This is a genomic window from Mycobacterium sp. 852002-30065_SCH5024008 (genome assembly GCF_001665645.1).
GTDB classification, from domain to species: Bacteria; Actinomycetota; Actinomycetes; order Mycobacteriales; family Mycobacteriaceae; genus Mycobacterium; species Mycobacterium paraffinicum.
Map to the genome: position 1 here is coordinate 1 of NZ_LZSZ01000061.1, position 24019 is coordinate 24019.

25 protein-coding genes are annotated in these 24019 nt (G+C 66.1%); 8 read left to right on the forward strand and 17 right to left on the reverse strand.

Annotated elements, in window-relative coordinates:
- Positions 1-135 precede the first annotated feature (135 nt).
- The gene (locus A5781_RS06405) at positions 136-1752 is read left to right on the forward strand and encodes an FAD-dependent oxidoreductase (RefSeq protein ID WP_067202895.1); all 1617 of its coding nucleotides are present in this window, start codon (positions 136-138) and stop codon (positions 1750-1752) included.
- 16 nt (positions 1753-1768) lie between these two features.
- Here A5781_RS06405 and A5781_RS06410 read toward each other — a convergent pair whose 3' ends face one another.
- Complete coding sequence (locus tag A5781_RS06410) at positions 1769-2989, reverse strand: sensor histidine kinase (protein WP_067203139.1); 1221 nt, start codon at positions 2987-2989, stop codon at positions 1769-1771.
- Between the two features lie 113 nt (positions 2990-3102).
- On the opposite strand from A5781_RS06410, the gene A5781_RS06415 reads away from it, so the two are divergent.
- The gene (locus A5781_RS06415) at positions 3103-3756 is read left to right on the forward strand and encodes a response regulator transcription factor (RefSeq protein ID WP_067202898.1); all 654 of its coding nucleotides are present in this window, start codon (positions 3103-3105) and stop codon (positions 3754-3756) included.
- Here the strand turns inward: A5781_RS06415 and A5781_RS06420 are convergent.
- The 3 genes from A5781_RS06420 to A5781_RS06430 all read right to left on the reverse strand — a co-directional run bounded on the left by A5781_RS06420 (position 3749) and on the right by A5781_RS06430 (position 6836).
- The gene (locus A5781_RS06420; protein WP_067202901.1) at positions 3749-4660 is read right to left on the reverse strand and encodes a thiamine pyrophosphate-dependent enzyme; all 912 of its coding nucleotides are present in this window, start codon (positions 4658-4660) and stop codon (positions 3749-3751) included. The genes A5781_RS06415 and A5781_RS06420 overlap by 8 nt on opposite strands.
- A 157-nt stretch (positions 4661-4817) precedes the next feature.
- Positions 4818-5696, reverse strand: a complete 879-nt coding sequence (gene meaB / locus A5781_RS06425; protein ID WP_067202904.1) for a methylmalonyl Co-A mutase-associated GTPase MeaB — start codon at positions 5694-5696, stop codon at positions 4818-4820.
- A complete protein-coding gene (locus A5781_RS06430; protein ID WP_067203142.1) occupies positions 5697-6836 on the reverse strand; it encodes a thiolase family protein in 1140 nt (379 codons plus the stop codon).
- Between the two features lie 191 nt (positions 6837-7027).
- On the opposite strand from A5781_RS06430, the gene A5781_RS06435 reads away from it, so the two are divergent.
- Entirely contained in the window at positions 7028-7897 is an 870-nt protein-coding gene (locus A5781_RS06435) for a proline iminopeptidase-family hydrolase (protein ID WP_067202908.1), read from the forward strand.
- 6 nt (positions 7898-7903) lie between these two features.
- On the opposite strand, the gene A5781_RS06440 is transcribed toward A5781_RS06435, so the two are convergent.
- The 4 genes from A5781_RS06440 to A5781_RS06455 are packed head-to-tail and all read right to left on the reverse strand — an operon-like array spanning position 7904 to position 12043.
- Positions 7904-8671 (reverse strand): enoyl-CoA hydratase/isomerase family protein, encoded by a 768-nt coding sequence (locus A5781_RS06440; RefSeq protein ID WP_067202911.1) that lies wholly within the window; start codon positions 8669-8671, stop codon positions 7904-7906.
- 1 nt (position 8672) lies between these two features.
- Positions 8673-9770 carry an acyl-CoA dehydrogenase family protein gene (locus A5781_RS06445; protein WP_067202913.1) on the reverse strand — a complete coding sequence of 366 codons (1098 nt, stop codon included), beginning with the start codon at positions 9768-9770 and terminating at the stop codon, positions 8673-8675.
- Positions 9757-10662, reverse strand: a complete 906-nt coding sequence (locus A5781_RS06450) for an acyl-CoA dehydrogenase family protein (RefSeq protein ID WP_067202916.1) — start codon at positions 10660-10662, stop codon at positions 9757-9759. The genes A5781_RS06445 and A5781_RS06450 overlap by 14 nt, the downstream gene beginning before the upstream one ends.
- Positions 10640-12043, reverse strand: a complete 1404-nt coding sequence (locus A5781_RS06455; RefSeq protein WP_067202919.1) for a class I adenylate-forming enzyme family protein — start codon at positions 12041-12043, stop codon at positions 10640-10642. The genes A5781_RS06450 and A5781_RS06455 overlap by 23 nt, the downstream gene beginning before the upstream one ends.
- A 124-nt stretch (positions 12044-12167) precedes the next feature.
- On the opposite strand from A5781_RS06455, the gene A5781_RS06460 reads away from it, so the two are divergent.
- Genes A5781_RS06460 through A5781_RS06470 form a run of 3 tightly spaced genes read left to right on the forward strand, consistent with a single transcriptional unit; the run spans position 12168 to position 14113 of the window.
- On the forward strand, positions 12168-12503 hold the full coding sequence (locus A5781_RS06460) for a 2Fe-2S iron-sulfur cluster-binding protein (RefSeq protein WP_067203143.1): 336 nt from the start codon (positions 12168-12170) through the stop codon (positions 12501-12503).
- A gap of 23 nt (positions 12504-12526) precedes the next feature.
- Positions 12527-12841: a DUF4286 family protein gene (locus A5781_RS06465; RefSeq protein ID WP_067203144.1), complete on the forward strand. Its 315-nt coding sequence runs from the start codon at positions 12527-12529 to the stop codon at positions 12839-12841.
- A 6-nt stretch (positions 12842-12847) separates the two neighbouring features.
- Entirely contained in the window at positions 12848-14113 is a 1266-nt protein-coding gene (locus tag A5781_RS06470; RefSeq protein WP_067202923.1) for an amidohydrolase family protein, read from the forward strand.
- Positions 14114-14189: 76 nt separating this feature from the next.
- Here the strand turns inward: A5781_RS06470 and A5781_RS06475 are convergent, their stop codons facing one another.
- The 6 genes from A5781_RS06475 to A5781_RS06500 are packed head-to-tail and all read right to left on the reverse strand — an operon-like array spanning position 14190 to position 19193.
- Positions 14190-14792, reverse strand: a complete 603-nt coding sequence (locus A5781_RS06475) for a carboxymuconolactone decarboxylase family protein (protein ID WP_067202927.1) — start codon at positions 14790-14792, stop codon at positions 14190-14192.
- On the reverse strand, positions 14789-15544 hold the full coding sequence (locus A5781_RS06480; RefSeq protein WP_067202930.1) for an SDR family NAD(P)-dependent oxidoreductase: 756 nt from the start codon (positions 15542-15544) through the stop codon (positions 14789-14791). Before A5781_RS06480 ends, A5781_RS06475 begins: the two co-directional genes overlap by 4 nt.
- A 4-nt stretch (positions 15545-15548) precedes the next feature.
- Positions 15549-16826 carry a cytochrome P450 gene (locus tag A5781_RS06485; RefSeq protein WP_067202933.1) on the reverse strand — a complete coding sequence of 426 codons (1278 nt, stop codon included), beginning with the start codon at positions 16824-16826 and terminating at the stop codon, positions 15549-15551.
- The gene (locus A5781_RS06490) at positions 16823-17296 is read right to left on the reverse strand and encodes a hypothetical protein (RefSeq protein ID WP_082939232.1); all 474 of its coding nucleotides are present in this window, start codon (positions 17294-17296) and stop codon (positions 16823-16825) included. The genes A5781_RS06485 and A5781_RS06490 overlap by 4 nt, the downstream gene beginning before the upstream one ends.
- Positions 17293-17817 (reverse strand): hypothetical protein, encoded by a 525-nt coding sequence (locus A5781_RS06495; RefSeq protein ID WP_067202937.1) that lies wholly within the window; start codon positions 17815-17817, stop codon positions 17293-17295. Before A5781_RS06495 ends, A5781_RS06490 begins: the two co-directional genes overlap by 4 nt.
- Positions 17814-19193 carry an SRPBCC family protein gene (locus A5781_RS06500; protein WP_067203146.1) on the reverse strand — a complete coding sequence of 460 codons (1380 nt, stop codon included), beginning with the start codon at positions 19191-19193 and terminating at the stop codon, positions 17814-17816. The genes A5781_RS06495 and A5781_RS06500 overlap by 4 nt, the downstream gene beginning before the upstream one ends.
- Before the next feature lie 290 nt (positions 19194-19483).
- Between A5781_RS06500 and A5781_RS06505 the strand changes: the two genes are divergently transcribed.
- Positions 19484-20092 carry a TetR/AcrR family transcriptional regulator gene (locus A5781_RS06505; protein ID WP_067203152.1) on the forward strand — a complete coding sequence of 203 codons (609 nt, stop codon included), beginning with the start codon at positions 19484-19486 and terminating at the stop codon, positions 20090-20092.
- Here A5781_RS06505 and A5781_RS06510 read toward each other — a convergent pair whose 3' ends face one another.
- Positions 20093-20941 (reverse strand): LLM class flavin-dependent oxidoreductase, encoded by an 849-nt coding sequence (locus A5781_RS06510; RefSeq protein WP_082939237.1) that lies wholly within the window; start codon positions 20939-20941, stop codon positions 20093-20095.
- 53 nt (positions 20942-20994) lie between these two features.
- Positions 20995-21888 (reverse strand): SDR family oxidoreductase, encoded by an 894-nt coding sequence (locus A5781_RS06515; protein WP_067203154.1) that lies wholly within the window; start codon positions 21886-21888, stop codon positions 20995-20997.
- Positions 21889-22055: 167 nt separating this feature from the next.
- Between A5781_RS06515 and A5781_RS06520 the strand changes: the two genes are divergently transcribed.
- Positions 22056-22961: a LysR family transcriptional regulator gene (locus A5781_RS06520; protein ID WP_067202942.1), complete on the forward strand. Its 906-nt coding sequence runs from the start codon at positions 22056-22058 to the stop codon at positions 22959-22961.
- A 26-nt stretch (positions 22962-22987) separates the two neighbouring features.
- Here the strand turns inward: A5781_RS06520 and A5781_RS06525 are convergent, their stop codons facing one another.
- Positions 22988-24019 carry a CaiB/BaiF CoA transferase family protein gene (locus A5781_RS06525; RefSeq protein ID WP_369817688.1) on the reverse strand — a complete coding sequence of 344 codons (1032 nt, stop codon included), beginning with the start codon at positions 24017-24019 and terminating at the stop codon, positions 22988-22990.

Sequence of the window (24019 nt, forward strand, 5' to 3'; positions counted from 1 at the left end):
GATGTGTATAAGAGACAGACCCACGTGCATCAACCTCATCTCCCACCGAGAAGACGTCGTGATGCGTGGAAAAGATGCGGTCATCAAAGCCGCGAAGCAGTTGTCCGAGCTGCTGGGCTGAAGGGATAACGATCAATGTCGTGGGACATGCAAGTCGACGTCGTCGTGCTCGGCAGTGGTGGCGCCGGGCTTACCGCCGCCCTCACCGCGGCCGCATCCGGGGCCTCGGTGGAGGTCTTCGAGAAGGCGCCGACCGTCGGGGGAACCACCGCGGTGTCGGGTGGCGTCGTGTGGATCCCCGCCCATAACCGTTCGCTCGACGGCGAATTGACGCCCGCCGACGCGTTGCGATACCTGCGCGCGCAGTCCCTGGGCTCGATGGACGACGAGTTGGTCGAGACATTCGTGCACACCGGCCCGGCGATGCTCGACTTCGTCGAGGCGCACAGCGGTTTGCGCTTCGAGATCGCCACCGGCTTCCCCGACTATCGGCCCGAATTGCCGGGAGGGCAACCGGCCGGCGGCCGTTCACTGAGTGCCGCTCCCTTCGATCTGGCGCAGTTGGGCGAATGGGCCACTCGGATCACGTCGTTTCCGGCCGACTGGTCCAACGTCGGATTCGATGCCGAGACCAGAGCCCGTCTGCACGCGGCGATCGACGAACGAACCAGCCACCTGTGCGTCGCAGGCACCGCGCTGATCGCGGGCCTCCTCAAGGGACTGCTGGATGCCGGTGTCACCCCGCACACCAACGCGCGGGCCGAACGACTCATCGCCGACGACGGAGAAATCACCGGCGTGCGGATCGGCTTGCAGGGACACAACATCAACGTTCGCGCCCGGCACGGCGTCATCCTGGGCACCGGCGGCTTCGAGTGGGATCCCGCCCTGGCGCAAGCCTTTCTGCGCGGCCCGATGCACGGCGCGGTCTCGCCGCCCAACAACACCGGTGATGGCCTGCGCATGGCGATGGCACACGGTGCGGACCTGGCCAACATGGGCGAAGCCTGGTGGGTGCCGATCGTCCAAATCCCCGGCGACACCATCGAAGGCGAGCCACGCAGCCGCAGCGTACGGCTGGAACGGACGCGGCCAAGGAGCATCATCGTCAACGCGGCGGGCAGGCGATTCGTCAACGAGGCCTGCGACTACAACTCGATGGCCGGCGCATTCCACTACCTCGATCCCCGCGGCGGGTACGTCAACGACCGCGGGTGGATGGTGTTCGATTCAATTCACCTGCAGCGCTATGGGTTCCTGGGCATCGAACCGGGGCAGCCCGTTCCAGACTGGTTCTGTGAGTCGGCGGACCTCGCCGAGTTGGCCGCCAAGACCGGCATCGATGCGGACGGCTTGATCCGCACCGTCGAGGCCTGGAACCGCCACGTGGGCGCCGGCGCCGATCCCGACTTCGGGCGCGGCTCCAGCGCGTACGACGGCTACTGGGGCGACGAGAGCGCGACGACACTGGCCGGCAAAACCCTCGGCCCGATCGACACCGCCCCCTTCTACGCGGTGCCGGTGCGCATCGGTGCGATGGGCACCAAGGGCGGTCCCCGGACCGATCGCGACGGGCGCGTGCTGCACGTGGGCGGTGAGCCGATCCCGGGTCTTTACGCCGCCGGCAATGCGATGGGCGGTGTGACCGGACGCGCCTACGGCGGTGCCGGCGGAACGTTGGGTCCCGCAATGGTTTTCGGTTACCGCGCCGGCTACGCGGCCGCCACCGGGAAGTCCATCGACCTGAAGTAGCCGTCCGCCGATCGGTCTATTTCGCGATCGGCAGCTCGACACAGATGTGAGTTCCGACCGGGACATCGAGGAAGACGAAACCTCCCCCGGCGGCGTCCACGCGCGCCCGGTGCGACGCCAATCCGATGTGTCCCTCTCCGAGGCGGCGGGCCACGGTCCCGACGTCGAATCCCACGCCATCATCGACCACGTGCAGGACGCACCTGTCGTCGGTAATTCCAAGCATGACCGAAGCGCTGCGAGCCCGTGAATGTTGCACGACGTTGGACAGCAATTCGCGCACCACACCGAACACGATCGGGTCGATCGCATTGCGAATCGGGTAATCGATGTCGGTGGAGATCTCGATGCCGGAACGCTGGGCGGCGAAGACGGCCAGCTGCTGCACCGCGGCCGCGAGGCCGACCTGCTCGAGGACGGCGGGATGCAGCTCGAAAGTCGCCTGCCGCAGGCGTTCCGACGCCATCTGAAGGCCGGTGAGCGCCCGTCCGACACGATCATCGCCGGGCAATTCCGCGCCCAACTCGACGAGTTCTTGGCGCACCGCCAAGATGTCCTGCAGCGGCCCATCGTGGATGGATTCCGAGATCCGCCGCTGCTCGACGTCGGATGCGGTCATCGTTTGAGCGAGCAACTCCTCACGCAGTGTGCTCAGGCCCGCGACTGATCGCACGTGTCGCTCCTCGATCCGGACGACGACGAATGCGGTGGCGCACAGAAACCCGTAGAGCCCGAGCAGAAATACCGTGCTCGGCCAGTGTCCCGGACTCATCAGCACCCCGTCGTGAATGCCGGCGATGGCGAAGCCGACGAGCGTGAAGGTGAGCACCACCGCCGCACGCCGCGACGACACATCCACGCCCACCAGAACCGGCAGCAGCACCATGATCAGCAGCGGCAGGATCCCAAGGGCGGACAGCAATTGAAAGCCCGTCAACGCGACCACGTCGAGGATGGTGAAAGTAAACGGCTCCAGCCGGCCGACCCCGGCCGAGCCGCCCAACCCGACCCATCGGCGCACGGGGGTGAAAGCCAGCACGAACGCGCAGAGCGCAACGAGTGCGTACGCGACGACGAGAGCGCTTTGTTGCGGCCATTCCCATCGCGGGGTGTCGACGACCATGGCGGCAACCATGAGGCCCACCACACAGATCCGGAGCACCGAAACGATTCGATACGAGCGCAACTGGTGGACGCTGCGGACCCGGTCCAGTTCTGTGTCGCTGCCTTCGGTCATCCGATCACCGTAGTAATCCGCGTCGGCCCCGCCGAAGCAAACCGGCAGATTCCCCATCAGATTGCCCGGAAATTGAGAACGGCGCTTTTGAGCAGACCGCTACACTCATCGCCATGGCCGGGCCAGCAACGCCAGAAAAGGTGCGGGTGGTTGTCGGCGACGACCACCCGCTCTTTCGCGAAGGCGTGGTGCGAGCGCTTTCGTCGAGCGGTTCGGTGCATGTCGTCGGTGAGGCGGAGGACGGCTCGGCGGCGCTGGAATTGATCAAGGAGCACCTGCCCGACATCGCTCTGCTCGACTACCGAATGCCCGGCATGGACGGTGGTCAGGTGGCGGCGGCGGTGCGGAGCCAGGAGTTGCCGACCCGCGTGCTGCTGATCTCGGCGCACGACGAGCCCGCCATCGTGTACCAGGCGCTGCAGCAGGGCGCAGCCGGATTCGTGCTCAAGGACTCGACCCGCAGCGAAATCGTCAAGGCCGTGCTCGACTGCGCGCAGGGCCGCGACGTGGTGGCACCGGCTCTGGTGGGAGGCCTTACCGCGGAGATCCGGCACCGGGCGGCGCCGACGGGTCCGGTACTCAGTGCGCGAGAACGCGAGGTGCTCAACCGGATTGCGCGTGGTCAGAGCATCCCGGTGATCGCGGGTGAGCTGTACGTGGCTCCGTCGACGGTCAAGACCCACGTGCAACGCCTGTACGAGAAGCTCGGCGTCAACGATCGCGCGGCCGCCGTTGCCGAGGCGATGCGGCAAGGTCTGCTCAGCTAGCGGCCGACCGGTGGTCGGGTCCGACCGACGCCGGCCCGTCCGCCCGCAGCAGCGCGTTCGCGAATGCCGCGGCCTCGGCCACCAGCCGGCGAGCCCGGTGTTCCACCTCGTCGAGGTGTCCGGCGCTCACCCCGGCACGGGTCAGCTGCCGCTTGGAGGAGACCAACGGATCGACCGCTGCGGGGTGGTTGGTCCGGAAGGTCACCGCTTCCACCATCGCAGGACCGCCGCCGGCGCTCGCTCGTTCCACCGCTTCGGCGACCGAGTCATGCACGGCCGCAACGCTGTTGCCATCCACCGACAGCACGGGCAGGCCGTGGTGCTCGCGCGGGCCCCGTCGCACGCCGGACGCATCGCGGATGTTTTCGACGACGAACACCACCGGGAGTCGCCAAGACAGCGCGATCTGCGCGGCCGACTTGAACTCGGCGGAGTTCACGGCTTCATCCCCGATGGCACACAGGGTCACCTTCCCTTCACCGGCATGCCGCTGCGCATACGCATCACCCAACGCGAACAAGATCGACTGCCGCACGGGGTCCGTGGTGGCGAACAACTGCTTCCATTCCGTCGCGAACGGGCTTTCCTTCGCACCGCCGGCCGCAGCCCGGCTCGGGACGATCATCTCGGCGATGGCCGGACCCAGCGGAAGGGCGAGGCCGACCCGCTGGGCGTGCTCGAAGTGGTGGATCGCGGTGCTCATGACGTCGCCCGGCCGCAGCGCCGCGACGGCGCCGACGGCCACCGCCTCCTGGCCGAATGCGGCGACCGTTGTCGCCTTGAGCAGACCGCCGATGCGCCGCTCTTCCAGCGCCATGTCGAGCAGTCGCATAACCCACATCCGGCGGTACAGCTCCAGCTGTTCACCGAGGTTTACGGCCGACAGTTCGGGTGTGCGAGCCATGTGCGGGTCTCCTAACTGATCCTGGGTGGCGGCGTCGAGGTGACCGCCGTGTTGTACACAAGATCAACGTAGGGAGAGTGACGCGCCCGGACCTCCGCCGATCGGTCCGCAAAGGGGATGAATCCCCATTCCCCCGATCGGGGGACAAGACGGATGGTCAGTCCTGCGGGCCATCGGTCGGTGACAGCAACTGCTCGGCCGCCGAGTAAGGGTCCTGTTTGCCGTCGACGACCGTCTCGGCCAGCCGGTCGAGGTCCGGCCGGCTCCGCAGCCGGGTTTGCGCCAGCGACAGGATCTGCGCGCGGGCGCGGGCCAGTCGACGGGCACGACTGTCGGCACGGTCGTGGGCCTCGATGGCGGCCATCAACTCCGCGATGCCCTCGCCGCGAGCGGCGATGAGACTGACGATCGGGGCATCAGTCTCCTCCCGCAGGTCCCGCACGGTCCGTTCGGCACCTTCGCGGTCGGCCTTGTTGACCACCACGATGTCGGCGACTTCGAGCACCCCCGCCTTCGCCGCCTGAATCGCGTCGCCCGCACCGGGATTGAGGATGACGACGGTGGGGTCGGCGACTGCGGCTATCTCGATCTCGGATTGCCCCACCCCCACGGTCTCCAGCAAGACGACGTGGTAACCGATCGCCCCCAGCAGCCGGATGGCTGCGGGGACCGCGGCGGCCAGCCCCCCGACGTGACCGCGGGTCGCCACCGACCTGATCAACACGTCGGAGTCGTTGATATGCGCGGCCATTCGTATCCGGTCGCCCAACAGCGCACCACCGCTGAACGGCGACGACGGATCCACCGCCAACACCGCCACCCGGTCCCCCCGCTCGCGGTAGGCGCCGACCAGGGCGGCGATCGTGGTGGACTTGCCCGCGCCCGGCGGCCCGGTGATGCCGATAACGCTCACCGATGAGGGCTCGATACCGGCCAGCACCTCGTCGCGGCGCTCGCCCTCGACGAGAGACAGTAGCCGACCCACCGCGCGCGGAGATCCGTTGCGCGCGCCGGCGATCAAGTCGGCGATCTCCATTTAGGGAGCTGAGACCTCGATGACCGTGGCGGACCCCATGCCGCCGCCCGCACACATGGCTGCGACCGCGATTCCGCCGCCACGGCTGCGCAATTCGTGGATCAGCGTGACGAGCATCCTCGCTCCCGTCGCCGCCACCGGGTGGCCCAGCGAGCATCCGCTGCCGCTGACATTGACCTTGTCCGGGTCGAGGTCGAGCAGCTTGACGGTGGCCACGCACATTGCGGCGAAGGCCTCGTTGATCTCGAACAGGTCCACCTCCGAGAGCGAGAGGCCGGCGCGGGCAAGAGCTTTCGGGATGGCTTCCACCGGCGCCAAACCGGTGATCGCCGGGTCCACCCCGACGGACGCCCAGGACCGCACCGTGGCCAGCGCCGGTAGCCCAAGCTCGTCGCTCGCGATCGTCAGCGCCGCCGCGCCGTCGTTGGCGCCGCAGGCATTGCCGGCGGTGATGGAAAAGCCCTCAATTTCGGGATGCAGCGGCTTGAGGGCGGCCAGCTTTTCCATGGTGGTGTCGCGGCGGGGGTGTTCGTCGACGGCGAACAGTCCGTGCGGCGTTTCGATCGGGACGATCTCTTGTTTGAAGCGGCCCTCGTCGATCGCGGCGATGGCGTTGCGGTGCGACCGCAGCGCCCACGCGTCCATCTCTTCGCGGCTCACACCGGCTTTGACCGCGGCGTTCCAGCCGACGGTGATCGACATGTCGAGGTTGGGCGCCTCGGGACTGTCTGGATGGGTCGGGGGAAACCAGTCGACCCATTCGCCGTCCACCTGCATCCGGGATCGTGGGGACGTGGAGGCGGAGTTCACACCACCGGCGATGACGAGCTGATCCATCCCGGCACGCACGCTTGCCGCCGCGCTCTGCACCGCCGCCTGCCCGGCCGCGCAGTGGCGATTGTTCGCCAGACCGGGCACCTGGGTCAGGCCGGCGGTGATGGCCGCATGCCGTGCGATCACGCCGCCGCCGAAGAGCCCCTCCCCCAGGATCACGTCGTCAACCTGTGCCGGGTCCAGGTCCTTCGCCGCTTCGGAGACCACGTGGTGTGCCAGGTCGAAGGCGCTGGTGTCGCGCAGCGTGCCCTTCCGGGCGGTGCCAATGGGAGTGCGCAGGGCGGACACGATGACGGCTTCGGGCACGGTCTTCTCCACTTCGGCGAGCGCGACGCGAGTGCTCGAGAGCCCCCGCAGCTTATGAGAACAATATTCTCTCATTGCGAGAGTCAGCGTTGCAAGGAGCGGCGAACTCGCGAACAGACGGAAAATTGCATGAACCGGCATCGTAGGCTGCGATTTTGCGTCTGCTCGCCAACCAGGAGGCATCGTCGGCAATGGAGGGAACGATCGCGGTCCCGGGTGGCACCGTGTGGTTCAAGCGGGTCGGCGCCGGAGAGGGCCTTCCCCTGCTGGTGGTGCACGGCGGTCCCGGTCTGCCCCACACCTACCTGCGTTCGCTGGAGCGGTTGGCTGACGAGCGCGAGGTCATCTACTGGGATCAGCTCGGTTGCGGCAAGTCCGAGCGCCCGTCGAACCGCGAACTGTGGACCATGCAACGGTCGGTGGCCGAAATGGATGCCGTCGTAGCTGGCCTCGGCCTCAACCGTTTCCACATCTTCGGCAATTCGTGGGGCGGGATGATGGCTCAGCAGTACGCGCTCGACGTGCCGTCGCGGGCGGTCAGCCTCACCATTTCGAACAGCATCGCGTCGATACCGCAGTTCTCGGAGATGGTGGCGCGGCTGAAATCGGAGCTCGATCCGGCAACGCAATCCGCCATCGGACGTCATGAAGCCGCGGGGACCACGTACACGGCCGAATATCAGGACGCGATCCGCACCTGGAACGAAACCTATCTGTGCCGCGTGCGCCCCTGGCCGCCAGAGCTTTTGGAAGCCTTCGCCGCGATGGGCACCGACATCTTCGAGACGATGTTCGGCCCCAGTGATTTTCACATCGTCGGAACAATCAAGGAATGGGACGTGTTCGACCGGCTGGCCGAAATCACGTTGCCCACCCTGATTCTCGCGGGCAGGTTCGACGAATGCGTACCCGAACACATGTGGGACATGCACCAGCGCATCGCCGGCTCACGGTTCGTGTTTTTTGAAGAGAGCGCTCACATGCCCTTCATTGAGGAGCCGGCCAAGTTCGACTCCGTGATGCGCGACTTCCTGCGGCAACACGATTCGTCGCACGCGTAACCGTGATCAGTTCTTGCCGGCCGCCAGCTTGGTGACGATCGACCGGAAGTCTTCGGTCAGGAACGACTGGCTCTCAGCGGAGAGCGCGTAGTCGAGGCTGGCCAAGACCGCCCGCTCCAGATGGATATTGAGCACCCGCTTGGTGCTTTCGACCGCCTGCTGGGGCAGCTCCAGAATCTTTTTGGCGCAGGCGATCGCGTCCGCGACGGGGTCGGCCGCCACGTGGTTGGCCAGCCCGAGCTCGACGGCACGCTGCGCGCTGATGCGGGTGCCCGTCAATGCGAACTCCTTGGCGAGCAGCAGGCTGATGTGCAGCGGCCAGGTCAGCGGGCCGCCGTCGGCGGCCACCAGTCCCACTTGAACGTGCGGATCGGCGAGGTAGGCCTCTTCGGCGATGTAGACGATGTCGCTCAGCGCCACCAGGCTGCAGCCCAATCCGACGGCCGGACCGTTGACCGCGGCCACCACGGGAATTCGGCAGCGCGCCATGCCCAAGACGATCTCGCGCCCGTCCCGGATGGTCTTGGCGCGCAGGTCGGCGTCGGCCGACAGCTCCTTGAGATACGAGAAATCGCCGCCGGCCGAAAACGCCCTGCCGGCCCCGGTGATCACCGCCGCGCGAGCCGCGGGGTCGTCGGTCAATCGCTGCCACAGTCGCGCGAGGCCCACGTGCAAATTGTCGTTGACCGAGTTGAGCGACTCCGGCCGGTTCAAGGTGATGATCCGCAGCGGGCCGTCGGCTTGGACGTCGATTTCGGCAGGCATGTCGTACATGTCAGACTCCCAATCCCAAGATGCGTGAAGCGATGATGTTCTTTTGAATCTGCGATGTCCCGCCCATCACGCTCTGTGCGCGGCTGTACAGATAGGCGCTGAGCAGGTCCGCATCGCGGGTGCCGGTGACCGCCAGCGCGGCGTGTCCGACGGATTGCTCGACCCAGGTCATCAGCAGCTTGTCGAGCGACCCTTCGGGTCCGTGCGACACCCCGTCGAGCTGCTCGGACAGCCGCCGCCGGACATGATGCGTCAGCATCTCCGACTGGACCGCAGCCCACGCGAGCTCCTCGGGAACCGGACCACCAGAGCTCCCGTTGCGGGCGTAGAGGCTTCGCACCAGCTTGCCGTATCGCGCCGCGTAACCGAGCGTGGACGGCTCGCGCTCATGCCCGACGACGGTCATGGCGACCGCCCAGCCGTCACCGGGCGCGCCGACCATCCGGTCGGCCGGCACCTTGGCGCCGTCGAAGAACACCTGACCGAACTCGTTGGTCACCCCGTTGATCATGCGCAGCGGGCGCTGTTGCACGCCAGGTTGTTTCATCTCCAATACGAAAGCCGACAGTCCGCGGTGGCGTTTGGCCTCTGGATCGGTGCGGGCCAGCAAAAGGCACCAGTCCGCGACATCGGAGTAGCTGGTCCAGATCTTGTGCCCGTTCACCACATAGGTGTCGCCCTCGAGACGAGCGGTGGTGGTGAGCGAGGCCAGATCGGAACCGGCGCCGGGCTCACTGAAGCCTTGGCACCAGCGCTCGGTGCCGTTGATGATGCCGGGCAGGAACCGTTGCCGCACTTCGTCATTCGCGTGGCGACCGATCCCATAGATCAAGTAACCTACGCTTGGCCGAGGCGGGGCACCGGCTCGAGCGAGTTCCTCGTCGACGATGACGTCATATACGGGCGGCAATTCCTGTCCGCCGTATTCGCGGGGAAACGACAACCCGAAGAAGCCCTCTCGGTACAAGGCCTGGTGCCATTCGGCCTGCCGGGCCCAGTACTCGTCGCCGGATCCGGAGAACCCCTTGGCGTACACGGAAAGCCAGGACTTGAGCCGCTCCCGGAAGGCTGCTTCGTCTGGCGAGTCACGAAAGTCCAAGATCGATCTCCTTCAACGCGACGGGCCACAGCTCGGTCGATGTCAGGGCGCGGCGCAGGTAGACGTGCACCAGGCAGTCCCAGGTGTTGCCGATCCCACCGTGCACCTGAATGGCCGTCTCACAGACGGTTCTCGCGGCGCGGGCGCAATACACCTTCGCTACCTGCGCGGCCCGGATGGCTTCGGGGGGCGACAGCTCGTCGACCGCCCACGCGGCGTGCCGCGATACGCTGATCGAACCTTCAATCAGCGCAAGGCTTTCGGCGAGCAGGTGGGCGATCGCCTGATGGGACCCGATCTGCTTGCCGTATTGCTCCCGGATTTTGGCGTAGTCGCACGCGACGGCATGGGCGCCCCGCGCGATGCCCACCAGGTCCGCCGTCGTGGTGACGAGCGCGAGCGCTCGCCACTGCCCCGCCACGTCGGAAGAGACTTCGCCCAGTGTCGCCGCCGTTTCCGCGATTGTGGCATCGCTCCGGGTCAAGTCCGCGCCGTCGGTCACGTCGCGCACATCGGCGGCCAGAACCCGCCCGCCCGTGAGGCTCAGGGCCCGCTGGGCGCCGCGCGCGTCGAGGGCACGATCGTCGACCGCTATCGTCGCGCCGGCGCTGTCGGCGCCGACGCGGCGGGCGAGGTCGTCGGCGAGCACCGGGCCGAGAAACGGTGTGTCGACCAGCCGGCGTCCGAATTCCTCAGCGACAATGGCGACTTCGACACCCGACGCGCCGTCGGAGCGCAGCGACCTCCAGCCGGTCCCCGCGATTTGCCTGTCCAGGCGCGCAATCCGGCCCCGGTCGTCGAGGTCTTGGACCGCCGAAGGACCAAGGTCGTCGGCCAGCTTGGCGGCCGCGTCACGCAATTGCTGTTGTTCAGCTGTCAGACGTACATCCATAGCGCTCCTTTAGGACTCGGCGCAATACCTTGCCCGACGGCAGGCGCGGAATGTCGGGCACGAACACAACCCGGCTCAGCTGTTTGTAGGAAGCCAGCCGCTGATCGACCCGGGCGGTGAGCTCGCCGGCGTCGACGGGTGCGCATGTCGCGACCGCGGCGACGACCGCTTCCCCGTTGATCCCGTCGGGTACGCCGAACACCGCGCAGTCTTTGACGGCCGGATGACCGTGCAGCACCGTCTCGATTTCGGCGGGCGCAACCTGAAAGCCGCGCACCTTGATCATTTCTTTGAGTCGGTCGGTGATTCGCAGCCAGCCTCCGGTGTCGATCCACCCGACGTCGCCGGTCCGGTACCAGCCATCGCGAATCACCTCGGCGGTCGCTTCGGCCGGGAGGTAGCCGGCCATCAGCGACGACGACCGGGCCTGGATCTCACCGATCTCTCCAGGACAGACCAGCTCACCGGTCTCCAGCGAGACCACCCGCAGGTCGACGCCCGGTACTGGACGCCCGACGGCGTCCAACCGGGCGCCTTCGATCGGATTGCATGCGATGACAGGCAGTTCCGTGGTCCCGTACGCCGGCACCCAGCCGACGCCGGTGCGCCGGGTGACGGTCTCCGCGACGTCGGCACTGACCGGCGTCGCCCCCCACATGATGTAGCGCAGCGAGGACAGGTCGTAGGACTCGAGCCTGGGATGCGAGGCGATGGCCAGCGCGATGGGCGCGACCGCCATTTCAACTGTGATGCGGTCGCTTTCGATGTGATGCAGCATCCGGTCAATGTCGAACCGGGTATGCAGACGCACGCAGGCACCCGTGCGCAGCGCCGTGACAATGTTGAGCAGCCCGAGGATGTGCGAAGGCGGCGTGGCGATTTGAATCCGATCGCGCGGCGTCAGCCGCAGCGCTCCGCACCAGTGCCGCACGGCCTCTTCCAGCGCCGCGTGGGTATGCCGGACCGCCTTGGGCAGCCCGGTGGTGCCGGAGCTGAACACCAGCACCGCGTCGGACCGGGGCGGTGGCGGGCCGGCCATCGGTTCCCCCGGCCCGGTCGGTTCGTCGAGGTGCAGCATCGGCATGGCGCCGGCCAGTACGGGATGGTCCCCGACGGCGTGGGCGGGATCGGTCAGCGCGAGCGCGTGGTCGACCTCGTCACGCTTGTATGCCGGGCTGATGAGTACCGCCGTTGCGGCCAGGCGCCAGATCCCAAGCAAGGCGGCGACGAATTCCGGGCGGTTGGACGCCATCAGAGCGACCCGCTGACCGGCTGAGACACCCTTTTTTGCCAGGGTCGCGGCCCAGCCGTCGGCCAGCGCGTCGAGCTGGGGCAGGCTCAGTCGCCGCTCCTCGAACACGACCGCGGCCGGCTCGGTCACGTCCCGTCCTTCCCTGACAGGCCGGGCCGACCTGACATCCGCGCAAACTTGAGAAGATCCTATCGCTCTGTGAGAATAGTATTCTCTACAGTGAAGAATGCAAGTACGGGAGGGGGCGGTGGCAGTGACAATCGCCCGAAGCATCGAGGAGACCCCACGGGTGACAAATCCGTCAAACGGCTCCGAGGCGGGCACGGTGACCATCCACATGGACCGGAAGAAGGTCTCGGTGCCGCTGGTCCCCGGCGAAACGCTATTGCAGAGCGCGCGGCGGGCCGGACTGGAACCGCCGTTCAGTTGCGAGGCGGGCAACTGCGGCACGTGCATGGCCAAGCTCGAAGAAGGCCATGCCACCATGCGGGTAAACGACGCTCTTGAAGAAGACGAGGTCGCCGAGGGCTACATTCTGACGTGCCAGGGCGTGCCGGACACGGTTTCGGTAACGGTGCGTTACGAATAGCAGCCCGAAGAGAGGTGACGGCGATGGCCAAGGGAATCATGTACGTCGAAAGTCGGCCCAGTTCGCCCGATCGCGAACAGGAGTACAACACCTGGTACGACGAAGTCCACATACCCGAACTGCTGGCGCTCGACGGAATCGTCGCCGCTCGCCGGCTGCGCCCGATTGACGGGCAGGGTCCCTATGTCGCCATCTACGAACTCGAAGGCGACGATCTGCAGGCCATCTTGGACAACATGATCGCCAACGCCGGCCAGCTGCACATGTCCGATGCGTTGCTGTTAGATCCCGCGCCCATCCCCCGATTGCTCGAGACGACCAGCGAGCAGAGCCGCTGAGTCTGCATGAATGTCGATGACCTGATCCTGGTGAGCATTGACGACCACGTCGTCGAGCCGCCGGACATGTTCCTGCGCCACGTGCCCGCCAAATACAAGGCAGAGGCCCCGATCGTCGTGGTCGACGACAAGGGCGTCGACCAGTGGATGTACCAGGGCAGGCCGCAGGGTGTGAGCGGGCTGAACGCGGTGGTGTCGTGGCCGCCCGAAGAATGGGGGCGCGACCCGGCCGGTTTCGCCGAAATGCGCCCGGGCGTCTACGACGTCCATGAACGCGTCCGGGATATGAACCGCAACGGCATCCTGGCCTCGATGTGCTTCCCCACCTTCACCGGCTTCTCCGCGCGCCACCTCAACATGCACCGCGAGGAGGCGACCCTGGTGATGGTCTCGGCATACAACGACTGGCACATCGACGAGTGGGCCGGCTCCTACCCGGATCGGTTCATTCCGATCGCCATCCTGCCGACGTGGAACCCGGAGGCGATGTGTGCCGAAATCCGCCGGGTGGCGGCCAAGGGCTGCCGGGCGGTGACCATGCCGGAACTGCCGCACCTGGAAGGACTTCCGAGCTATCACGACGACGAGTACTGGGGACCGGTGTTCCGCACCCTGTCCGAGCAGAACGTGGTGATGTGCCTGCACATCGGCACCGGATTCGGGGCTATCAGCATGGCCCCCGACGCGCCGATCGACAACCTGATCATCCTGGCCACCCAGGTCTCGGCGATGTGCGCGCAGGACCTGCTCTGGGGGCCCGCCATGCGCAAGTACCCCGACCTGAAGTTCGCGTTCTCCGAAGGCGGCATCGGCTGGATCCCCTTCTATCTGGACCGCAGCGACCGCCACTACACCAATCAGAAATGGCTGCGCCGCGACTTCGGGGACAAGCTGCCCAGCGAGGTCTTCCGCGAACACTCGCTGGCCTGCTATGTCACCGACAAGACGTCGTTGAAGCTGCGTCACGAGATCGGCATCGACATCATCGCCTGGGAGTGTGACTACCCGCACTCGGACTGCTTCTGGCCGGACGCGCCCGAGCAGGTGCTGGCCGAGCTGAATGCCGCCGGCGCCGACGACAACGACATCAACAAGATCACCTGGGGCAACGCCTGCCGGTTCTTCACTTGGGATCCGTTCGCGCGAACCCCTCGCGACAGGGCGACCGTGAAAGCCTTGCGCGCCAATGCGGTTGACGTGGACGTGTCGATTCGGTCACGCGCCGAATGGGCCCGGCGCTATCAGGAGAAGCAACTCGCCAAGCGGCCGTAGCCGGGCGGCTACCCACGCGCAGGTGACGCCGAGTGTGCGGCTAGCTTCACACTCGCGCGGTGGCGGCCTTTTTGGTTCAGGGCAGCGGCGCGCTGCCAGGCGGGGGTGCGAGGCCCCAGGTCTGGAAGGCCATGGCCAACATGGCGTATGTGCCGACGACGAAGATCAATTCCATTGCGGCGTGGGTATCGAGTATGGCGACCAGCCGCTCCCACGTCCCGCCGTCAACACGGCCGCCGGCGAGCATTTCGTCGGTAGCTTGCAGGACAAGCAAGTCGGCACCGGAGAACCCCGCGTTGCCTTCGGCGAGCCTCGCGATGTCCTCCTCCGGGACACCGCTGTCGATGGCGAGTCTGGCGTGCTCGCCCCAGAAGAAGGCCGAGCGGCGATTGTTGGCGACACGAAGGATCGCCAACTCACGTAGGCGCGGCGACAGCTCGCCGCGCCGCAACAGGAAGCCGTTGAAAGTCAGGAAGGCTTGAGCCATCGCGGGATGGCGGGCGAGCAGCCCGATGATGTCGAATTTCAACGGGTCCATGGCGTGACCCGACCCGGCACGCGGAACCCTGTCCCCCGGAATGCCCAGCAGCACACCGAAAGCCGAATACTCGGCATCCCCCCACTGGTCGGCGGCCAGGGGCGTCAGCGTTTGCCGCAGGCCGCTGTCCTCGTCGGTCATGTTCTCCGCCCTCCGTTGACGCCGATGACTTGTCCGGTGATGTACGACGATTCGTCTTGACAGAGGAACACCGCCGCGTTGGCGATATCCTCCGGCCGGCCGGCCCGGCGCACTGGCGTGATGCTCGCGAAGTGCTCCAGGCTAGCGGTAAACCTGCCCTCGGCGATCGCCTTCTCGAGCATCGGTGTCACCACCATGCCGGGCGGAATCGTGTTGACGGTGATGCCCTTCGGGCCTAGTTCCAAGGCCAAACTCTTCGTCAGTCCAATCACACCGGCCTTGGAGCTGACGTAGGCAGCCATCCGGGCCTGACCGCCCTGGGCGCTGGACGACGAGATGTTGACGATGCGGCCCCATCGAGCGTCGACCATATCGGGCAGCACCTCCTGCGTGCAGATGAACGGGCCACGCAGGTTCACCGCCATGACGCGGTCCCACTGCTCGTCCGAGATCTCCGCGAACTTGCCGAATTGCTCAATGCCGGCGTTGTTCACCAGGATCAGCACCGGCCCAAGCTCGGTGCGGACCTTGGACACCGCGGACTCGACCTGCGCGCGGTCGGACACGTCGACGACGTAGCCTCTGACGTCGGCGCCGTTTCGATTCAGCCGAGCCGCTTGCGTCTGCACCGACTCGGCGGCGACGTCGAACATCGCAACCTTGGTTCCGCGCGCGGCGAGTGCCTCCGTGATGGCCAAGCCCAGTCCCATGGCCCCGCCGGTCACGATTGCGGTTGTCCCCTGAAACGGCATCGCACTACTCGAATCGGATGTGCAGCCGGGTGAGCCCCCGCAATATGAACGTGGGCAAGTACCGGTACCGGCGGTCGCCGGGAGGGCCGTGCTTTTCCTCGTCGATTCGAATGTGCTTGGTGCGGACGAGCATTCGCTCCAGACTGACCCGTGCCTCGGTGCGCGCCAGCGGCGCTCCGGGACAGGCATGCGGACCGCGGCCGAACGCGACATGACTGCGCGCGTTAGGACGGTGGATGTCGAACACATCGGGCTCGGGGAATTTGCGAGGGTCACGGTTGAGCGCCGCATTGACGAGCATCACGGTGGTGCCCGCCGGAAGGTCGACCCCGCCGACAGCCACCGGGCACTTGGACAAACGAAAGTCACCGCGGACCGGACTCTCGTAGCGCAAGGCCTCCTCGATGAAATCGGGAACGAGTTCGCGGTTGGCCCGTAACTTGTCTTGCAGTTGCGCGCTTTCGGCGATCATCATCGCTGCGGCGCTGAGCAGGCGCACCGTCGTTTCCTGCCCGGCCGCGAACAGATTGGCCGCTACGCGCACCGCGTCTATCACTTCCGGCGTGCTGCCGTCCGGGAAGGTGGCGGACGCGACCCCGGTCAGCACGTCGCCGCGCGGATTTCGCCGCCTGTCCTCGATGTAGGCGGTGAACTTGCCATAGAGGTATTCCAGCGGAGAACGACGCATGGTGTCACCCTCGCTGCTACCGATCGTGCCCGCTTCGGTGAGCAGCGCGGCACGGAATTCCTCGTGATCCGACTCGGGAACACCCAGCAAGTCCGCGATCACCAGCATCGCGAATGGGGAGGCGAAATCCCCGATGAATTCGCACCGTTCGCCGCTCAGAGCGACGTCCAGCTGACGATCGGCGAGGCGCCACATGAACTCTTCGTTCTCCTTGAGCCGCTTGGGAGTGATCATCCGGGACAGCAACGCGCGGTGCGCCGTGTGCACCGGTGGATCGAAGGTGGGCAACTGGTCGTTGAACGGCAATTCGTCACGCCGCGCCGCGATCAGCTCGCCGATGTCGTCGTCACCCCGGTCGTCCAGCGCCACGGGGAACCCGGGGAACGGGCCCGTCACCGAGTTGCATGACGAGAACCTCTTGGTGTCGTTGTAGATCGCGACGCCCTCGTCGTATCCGGTGACCATCACCACGTCGTGGTGTTGCTCGCGCCGCAGCGGACAATCCTCGCGCATCGCGGCGAGATAGCCGTATGGATCGGCCAGCAACTCGTTGTCGGTGAAGAAGTCCCTCGTGTCGATGTCGTCGGCCTTCACTGCGGCAGTTCCACTCCCTCAAAGCTTTTGAACATCTCCGGTTGCGGCGGCGTCATCTGCAGGTAGAGGTCGATGTGCCGAATCCTGTCATCGTCGGTGAACTCGTATACCGACAGCGAGTTGACCACGCTGCTGAAATCGTCTACTTCGCTGCGCTCCTCCAGCTCGAGGAACACCCGGCCGCCGGACTCCGTGATGTGTTTGAACGAGCACTCCCACTTCGACGACGTCGCCCAGTTGGTGAGGAATTCGACATAGTCCGGCCAGTTCATCACCTCTTTGAAGGCGCCGACTCGTTCGAACTCGCCGACGGCGACCAGTTCAGCCAGCGGCCCCCAACTGTCTGCCGAGAACCCCGGCTTCTTCGCCTCGTCGACAAGACGTTTCGTGACTTTGCAGTACTGCAGTACCGCGCGCGGTCGACCGGTGTGCGCGCCGATGACGTCCTCGACCTTGAGCAACACCTTCACACCGACACCCCGGCCTTCGCCAGGCAACGTTCGAGCGCCTCGACGTACTCCCCGGTGCCGTGGAAAGGACCATGCACTCCGATGGCGACGTCCAAGAAGGCGTTGTATTCGTCATTGACGTGGGTCTCCCAGCGCGTCAACTCCCCCACCTCGTTGGTCTCGATGAAGCTGTATGAGTAGAAGCCCATCCGGACACCGTCCTTGGTGTGGCCTTCCCATCGGGTCTTCATCACCACACCGTTTTCGGCCGGCCAGTAGTTGAAGTCGGCGGGTTTCCAGTCCGGGAAGGTCAGCGAGTAGGCCTTGGCCTCCATCGTCGACGCGCGTGCGGTGTCCTCGGGGAACTCACTGAACTTGAACACCTGATCGCCGGTGAAATACGGCGATACGTAAATGCCGTCGACGGCGAATTTCCAAGCGTCGGCGAATGCTTCGCCGTCCTGGACTCCCTGGCGCAGGTAGGCGTCGCGGTAAGCCTCGGCCATCCGGCGGTGGTGGGCGATGCGTTCGTCGATGTTCATTGGACTTCCTCCCGGTTCACCGCACCATTGGCCATGTAGCGATCCACCACGGAGTGGTAGTGGCCGATGACGACTTCCTCTTTGACCAGCGACATGTGGTCGAGTCTGCTGTTGCGCAGTCCGAGTTGCTGTCGTGGCATCTGCTCGTAATCCTGTTGCAGAGCTTCGAAGTACTTGTAGCTGCCGGGCTCCTCGACTTCGGTCAGCGGGACCCTGAAGGCGTCACGGTGTTCCTGCGGCAGGTACATATAACTGCTGACGTGCCAGATGCACCGGTTCGGGTCGCCGTCCGGATGGGGCACCGCCATGATGACGTGACATTCGCCGGCGCGGATCGTCATGAAGTAGTTGGGGAACAGCACCCAGCCCTGGTTGTCGCTCATCTGGTCGTCGGTAAGGCCACTGACGTCGAGACCCATGCCGGTCAGGGTGTCGCGGGTCGCCCGCTGAAGCAGCTTGCGCGCGGTGACGCCCTCAGGAAACTCGACCGAGCCGTCCGGCGCGCGGTATTCGTCGACCAGCTCCTGGAAGCGCGGGATGACCGCGACGGTCGAAGGAAAGGTGTCAGGCAGGTTCAGAATGCCCTCGATCTGCTTCTCTGCACTGGCACCCTTCACTTCGAACGGAGCAACCGCGACGCTGTGGTTTTCGAAGAACCGGTATCGGGCCGTCGTCGGATCGATCACGAGCACGGTGAGGAGTTGCGGGTGGATGCCGTTGATGTGGTAGCCCTCTTCGAAGGCGTCCATGACGACCTTCCAGTTGCACTCCAGGGGCTCTCGGACATTCATCACGGTGACCATGTCGTTGAGGTGGTATGGGGTGAGCAGTTCAATGACGTCGGGGCCAAGGAAGTCGCTGAGCGGCTGAGCATCTGGGTCCGGGTTGACGAAGATGAATCCACCGAAGGTGTCGACCGGCACTTCCAGGAGGGAGTTCTCGTTCTTGTCGATCGGGCCGGCGAGGTTCTCCCGCAGCATCCCGCGCAGCTTGCCATCCAGGTCGTATGACCAAAGGTGGTACTGGCACAGGAAGCCGCGCTTGGCGTTCCCGGCGGCGGCGTTGCACAGGATGTTTCCGCGATGACGACAGGCGTTGACGAATCCGCGCAGTTTCTCGTCCTTGCCGCGGACGATCACGAACGATTGGTTGAGGATCCGATATTGCTTCCAGTCACCCGCGTTCGGAAGCTCGTCGACTCGCCCGGCGATCTGCCATACCCGCATCCAGATGCGTTCGTGCTCCTGCTGGGCGTAGTCGCGCGACGTGTAGCGGTCGGTCGAGATGGACATGTTGAAGGCTTCGAGGTCGTGTTGGTGGAGCCCCACACCTGCGTCGCGCTCCACCCACTGCCCCGGTCGTGTCACTTGGCTCATGCCGATCTCCTCATCGTGGCGACAGTCGGACGCGAGCGGACTGCGGCACGGCATCCTGTGACGGGTGTCACCATATACATCACTGTATTAGATATACAAGAGTGTATTAAAGTGGCTCATGTCACACGTCGGGGCTCGCACCCCGCGGCCACTCGATCGAGACGTGGCGGCGGTAGGAGGGTGTTCCGGATCGTGGACGAGCGGTCAATACTGTTGTGCAACAGATCTTTTAGGTAGACCGCGCGGTATAAAAGGGCCGCAGGCGTGCTGCCGTGTGGGAGGATGAGCGGGTGGCGGAACGGTGGACGAGGGAACGACGCCTCGAACACACCCGCGGCCTGCTGTTGGATGCCGCGGAGGAGATCTTCGCGCGCAAGGGCCTGAGCGGCGCCGCGCTCGAGGACATCGCCGACGCGGCCGGATACACGCGCGGCGCGATCTACTCCCACTTCGGCGCGAAGGAAGAGTTGTTCCTTGCGGTCACTGACCGTCAACGGCAGCGGTTTCTCGACGGCTTCACCGAGGTCATCCAGTCCTTCCATCGGCTCGGCGACATCGATATCGACGAACTCGCCGAGCGGTGGAGCCAAGCCAGCAACGACCCGAACCGTGCCGCGCTCAACTACGAACTCACGTTGTTCTTGCTGCGAAGCCCGGAGGCCCGCGACCGGCTCGCCGCACAGCGATTGGAGACCGTCCGCTCGCTGGCCGATTTCATCGCCAAAAACGTAGCCAGACTGGGGGCGTCGCTCACGATGCCGGCCGATGCGCTGGCCCGCGTCATCCTTGCCGTCAACGACGGCGTCACCCTCGGCAGCCAACTCGACGGAGTGAATCTCTACCGCCCGTATCTGCAGCTGGTGGTGTCGGCGGTTGTGCCCGCCGGTGACTCGTCGTAACTAGAGTTCGGCCAGCGCGGGGCCCAGCTGTTCGAGTTGTTCGATGCTCGTGGCGAACTCGCCACCGATGGGCGGTAGCAGCGTGACGTGGTCCGCGCCCGCAGTCAGGTGCTCGTAGGCGCTGGCCGCGATATCCGCCGGATCGCCGTGAGCGACAAGCGCATTGACCAGCCGGTCGCTCACCCCTTCGATGTCGCCGGCCGAGTAACCGAGCTCCGCCAGCCGAGCCGCATAAGAGGGCGCGCCGAGCCGGGCCGACACCGCCTCCCGCGCGGCCTGGCTGTCGCGGGCCACAGACATCCCGACGACCAGAAGCTTGCCCGGTCCGAGCAACCGCCGGGCCCGCGCGGTGAAAACCGGTGGCAGTCCAGCCGGAAACGCCCCATCGGCGAGTTCGCCCGCCAGCGCAAGCATTTTCGGGCCGTTCGCGGCGACGATGCGGGCGTAAGTCGCATCGGGTGCCGGTGGCCAGGTCGGGCGGTACATCCGGTCCAGGTAGTCGCGCATCGTGACCAGCGCGCTGCCGAACTGTTGGCCGACGCTGGTTGCCTGCTGGGGATAACCCACGCCGAGTCCGAGCACGATGCGGCCCGGATACGCCTGTGCCAGTTGGGCGGCCGCGGAATGCATGGTCTGGGCCGCCCGAGCCCAGATGTTGGCGATACAGGTGCCGAACACCACCCGCTCACTGTCGGCCAGCAGTGTGGCGAGTTGTACCAAGGCGTCCTTACCGATGACCTCGTTGGTCCATACGGTGCGGTATCCGGCCCGCTCCAGCCGGCCAACCGCCTCTCGTTGCATCTCAATGGACGGCGGGCTGGTGAATGAGGCCGGCAAGCAAACGCCCATCGGCCCCAGCACCTTTCGTGCTTCATCGACCACAAATCCAGCCACGGCGTCGCTCACTCGCCGAAGTAATGGCCGGCGTCGAGGTCCTCGATCAACCCTGCGTGCTCGGGGTGCCAGTCGAGCACCTTCTGCGTCAGTGCGTTCGACGTCGGGTTGTCCAAGGCGGCGAAAAGCGCGAGGAACCCGAAATGGCCGGCTTCTTCGGCCGGAATGCTCACTGCGGGCAGACCCAGATGACGGCCGATCACGGCGGCGATGTCGCGGAGCGACACACCCTCATCGGCCACCCCGTGCAAACGCGTTCCCGCGGGCGCGTTTTCGAGAGCCAGCCGGTAGAGGTGCGCGGCGTCGAGCGTGTGCACCGCGGGCCAGCGGTTGGCGCCGTCACCGATGTAGCCCGACACCCCGGTGTCGCGGGCGGTGTCGATCAGGTGGTTGGTGAAGCCGTGATGATCCAAGTTGCTGTGCACCAGCGGGGATAGGCGAACGACCGACGATCGCACACCGCGTTCGGCCAGCGCGATCACGGCGTTCTCCGAGTCGGCCCGCGGTCCGCCGGGCACCGTGTCCTGTTCGGTTCCGAGTCCGCCCTGCCCCAAGAGCGAGAGCAGGAGCGTCCCCGACGTGCTGACCAACGGCCGGTCGGACCCCACAAGTTCTTCGCCTATCGCTTGCACGGCGCGGAGATCCGTCTCGGCGGCGGCCGCGAAGTCGTCGAAATCGTGCCGGAAGGCGAGGTGGATGACACCGTCGGACGCAGCAGCGGCGGCCCGCAGGCCGTCGGGGTCGTCGAGGTCGCCCCGGTGCACGCCGACGCCCTTGGCCACGAGCGCCGCGGCGGACTCGTCGGAGCGGGCCAGGCCGGTGACGTGATGCCCGGCCTTCAAGAGTTCGTCGACGACTGCCGAACCGATGTGTCCGGTCGCGCCGGTCACAAAGACATGCATGGGTGGTCCCTTCACTTGCGTTGACTTTCGCGGTATCCAGTCAATGACCAAGCCGGGCCAGACGTCCAAGACCTATTCCGGATGGCGCGATACCAAAGACGCATCACGGCACTTCAGCCGGTAAACCAGAGCGCGGAGCGGGCTTCTTGGCGGTTACACTGTTCGGCATGACCGAATCTGCATCGCAGGTGATCGACCTGGACCTGCGACTGGTCGGATACTTCGTGGTCGTGGCCGAGCAGCGGCACTTCGGTCGTGCCGCGAACGCGCTGCGAGTCGCGCAGCCGTCGCTGAGCAGGCAGATCCGCCGCCTCGAGCAGCAGCTCGGGGTCCGGCTGCTCGATCGCACACCGCAGGGCACTGGGCTCACGGGGGCCGGCGAGGTGTTCCTGCCCAGGGCCAAGGCGCTGCTGCGCTCGGCCGCGCAAGCGGCCGCGCAGGCCCGGGCCGCCGCCGAACCGAGCCGCATCACGATCGGGTACACGACGGGCATGATCGTCACTCCGGCGGTGCGCGAGATGCGCCGCGAGCACCCGGACGCTGAAGTGCAAGTCTCACACCTGAATTGGGGCGAGGCCCTTGACGCCTTGCTCGGCCATCGGGTGGACGCGGTAGTAACCCGGCTACCGTTTCCGACCGACGGGCTGCACGTGACTATCCTCTACGACGAGCCGCGAGTGCTGGCGCTATCCGTCGACCACCCCCTTGCGGGCCGGGATTTCGTGACACTCGACGACATCGCCGACGAGCCCATGCCGCGCGTGCGGAACTCCGACCCGGCGTGGAGTGCCTATTGGCGGATCGATCCTAGGCCCGGCGGTCGGCGCGCGCCCGATGGACCATTCATCGACGCACTCGAGGACAAGTTCGAAGTCATCGCCTCCGGGCAGGCGGTTGCCATCACGGCCGGCTTCCACGGCAGTGCCCTGCGGCCCGACATCACGACGGTCCCGCTGCAAGGCGTCGAGCCCTGCCATGTGGTTTTGGCGACTCGTGCCGGGGACCGCGGCCGGTTGGTAGCGGCCTTCCGCAAGCTCGCCGAGGCGCACCTCACGGGCCCGGTCAAGGCGTAGTCGCCGCCGGCAGGCTCCGGAGCGGCCTATTCGCTCAGCTCAGGCGGTGGCCGGTACTCGGGCTCGTAACCCGAAACGTGGATCGGACTCCCGACGAGGCGGAAATCGCCCGCAGCCACAACGATTTCGGGGGTCGCTTCTAGCGCCTCGGGCAGCGTCCTGACCGCAGCCGCCGGTACCCCCAGTGGACGCAGCCTACGTTCCCAATCGGCGGCGGTGTCGGTCGCCAGCATTGCGGTGACCACCGCGAGCACCTCGTCACGGCGGGACACCCGTTCGGCCATCGTCTCGAAGCCGCCGATACCCGCCTCGGTCGCGAACGATTTCCAGAAGCCGTCGTGCGTGATGAACAGCGCCAGATACCCGTCGGCGGTCGGGAAGAGTTGCGCCGGAACATAATACGAATGGGCACCGTAGGGCCTTCGCTGTGGTTCGACACCCTCGTTGAGGTAGGCGGAGGCGTGATAGTTGAGCTGCGACAGCATGACGTCGCGCAGCGAGACGTCCACTTGCCCGCCGGTGCCGGAGACGATTTTGGCCAACAGTCCCAGGGCCGCAGACATTCCGGTGGAGTTGTCGGCCGAGGAGTAACCGGGCAGCGTCGGCGGGCCATCCGGGTCACCGGTCAGTGCGGCGATCCCGAAGCCCGCCTGCACCACGTAGTCGAAAGCGGGATCGTCGCCGCCGTGCAGGCCGAACCCCGTGATCGCCACGCAGACGATCCGCTCGTTGTACCGGCGCAGCTGCTCATAGGTCAAGCCCAGCCGGCGGATCGCCGACGGCTTCAGGTTCACCAGCAGCGCATGGGATTCCGCTACCAGCTCACCCAGCCGTTGCTGTCCCATTTCGGAGTTGAGGTCCAGACAGATGCTGGCTTTGTTGCGGTTGAGGCTGGCGAAATAGCTGGGCCCTACCCCGCGCGAGATCTCCCCGCCGCGGGGCTCGATCTTGGTGACCTCGGCGCCCAGGTCGGCGAGCAACATCGTGGCGTACGGGCCCGCCAGCATGGTACCGACCTCGAGGATGCGTATCCCCTCGAGCGGTGCGGCGGATGTCAG

Bases quoted from the DNA above. Each gene is read 5' to 3' on its own strand.
- A5781_RS06405 (WP_067202895.1), top strand. From the start codon at position 136: ATGTCGTGGGACATGCAAGTCGACGTCGTCGTGCTCGGCAGTGGTGGC.
- A5781_RS06410 (WP_067203139.1), bottom strand. From the start codon at position 2,989: ATGACCGAAGGCAGCGACACAGAACTGGACCGGGTCCGCAGCGTCCAC.
- A5781_RS06415 (WP_067202898.1), top strand. From the start codon at position 3,103: ATGGCCGGGCCAGCAACGCCAGAAAAGGTGCGGGTGGTTGTCGGCGAC.
- A5781_RS06420 (WP_067202901.1), bottom strand. From the start codon at position 4,660: ATGGCTCGCACACCCGAACTGTCGGCCGTAAACCTCGGTGAACAGCTG.
- meaB (WP_067202904.1), bottom strand. From the start codon at position 5,696: ATGGAGATCGCCGACTTGATCGCCGGCGCGCGCAACGGATCTCCGCGC.
- A5781_RS06435 (WP_067202908.1), top strand. From the start codon at position 7,028: ATGGAGGGAACGATCGCGGTCCCGGGTGGCACCGTGTGGTTCAAGCGG.
- A5781_RS06440 (WP_067202911.1), bottom strand. From the start codon at position 8,671: ATGTACGACATGCCTGCCGAAATCGACGTCCAAGCCGACGGCCCGCTG.
- A5781_RS06450 (WP_067202916.1), bottom strand. From the start codon at position 10,662: ATGGATGTACGTCTGACAGCTGAACAACAGCAATTGCGTGACGCGGCC.
- A5781_RS06465 (WP_067203144.1), top strand. From the start codon at position 12,527: ATGGCCAAGGGAATCATGTACGTCGAAAGTCGGCCCAGTTCGCCCGAT.
- A5781_RS06470 (WP_067202923.1), top strand. From the start codon at position 12,848: ATGAATGTCGATGACCTGATCCTGGTGAGCATTGACGACCACGTCGTC.
- A5781_RS06475 (WP_067202927.1), bottom strand. From the start codon at position 14,792: ATGACCGACGAGGACAGCGGCCTGCGGCAAACGCTGACGCCCCTGGCC.
- A5781_RS06480 (WP_067202930.1), bottom strand. From the start codon at position 15,544: ATGCCGTTTCAGGGGACAACCGCAATCGTGACCGGCGGGGCCATGGGA.
- A5781_RS06495 (WP_067202937.1), bottom strand. From the start codon at position 17,817: ATGAACATCGACGAACGCATCGCCCACCACCGCCGGATGGCCGAGGCT.
- A5781_RS06500 (WP_067203146.1), bottom strand. From the start codon at position 19,193: ATGAGCCAAGTGACACGACCGGGGCAGTGGGTGGAGCGCGACGCAGGT.
- A5781_RS06510 (WP_082939237.1), bottom strand. From the start codon at position 20,941: ATGGGCGTTTGCTTGCCGGCCTCATTCACCAGCCCGCCGTCCATTGAG.
- A5781_RS06515 (WP_067203154.1), bottom strand. From the start codon at position 21,888: ATGCATGTCTTTGTGACCGGCGCGACCGGACACATCGGTTCGGCAGTC.
- A5781_RS06520 (WP_067202942.1), top strand. From the start codon at position 22,056: ATGACCGAATCTGCATCGCAGGTGATCGACCTGGACCTGCGACTGGTC.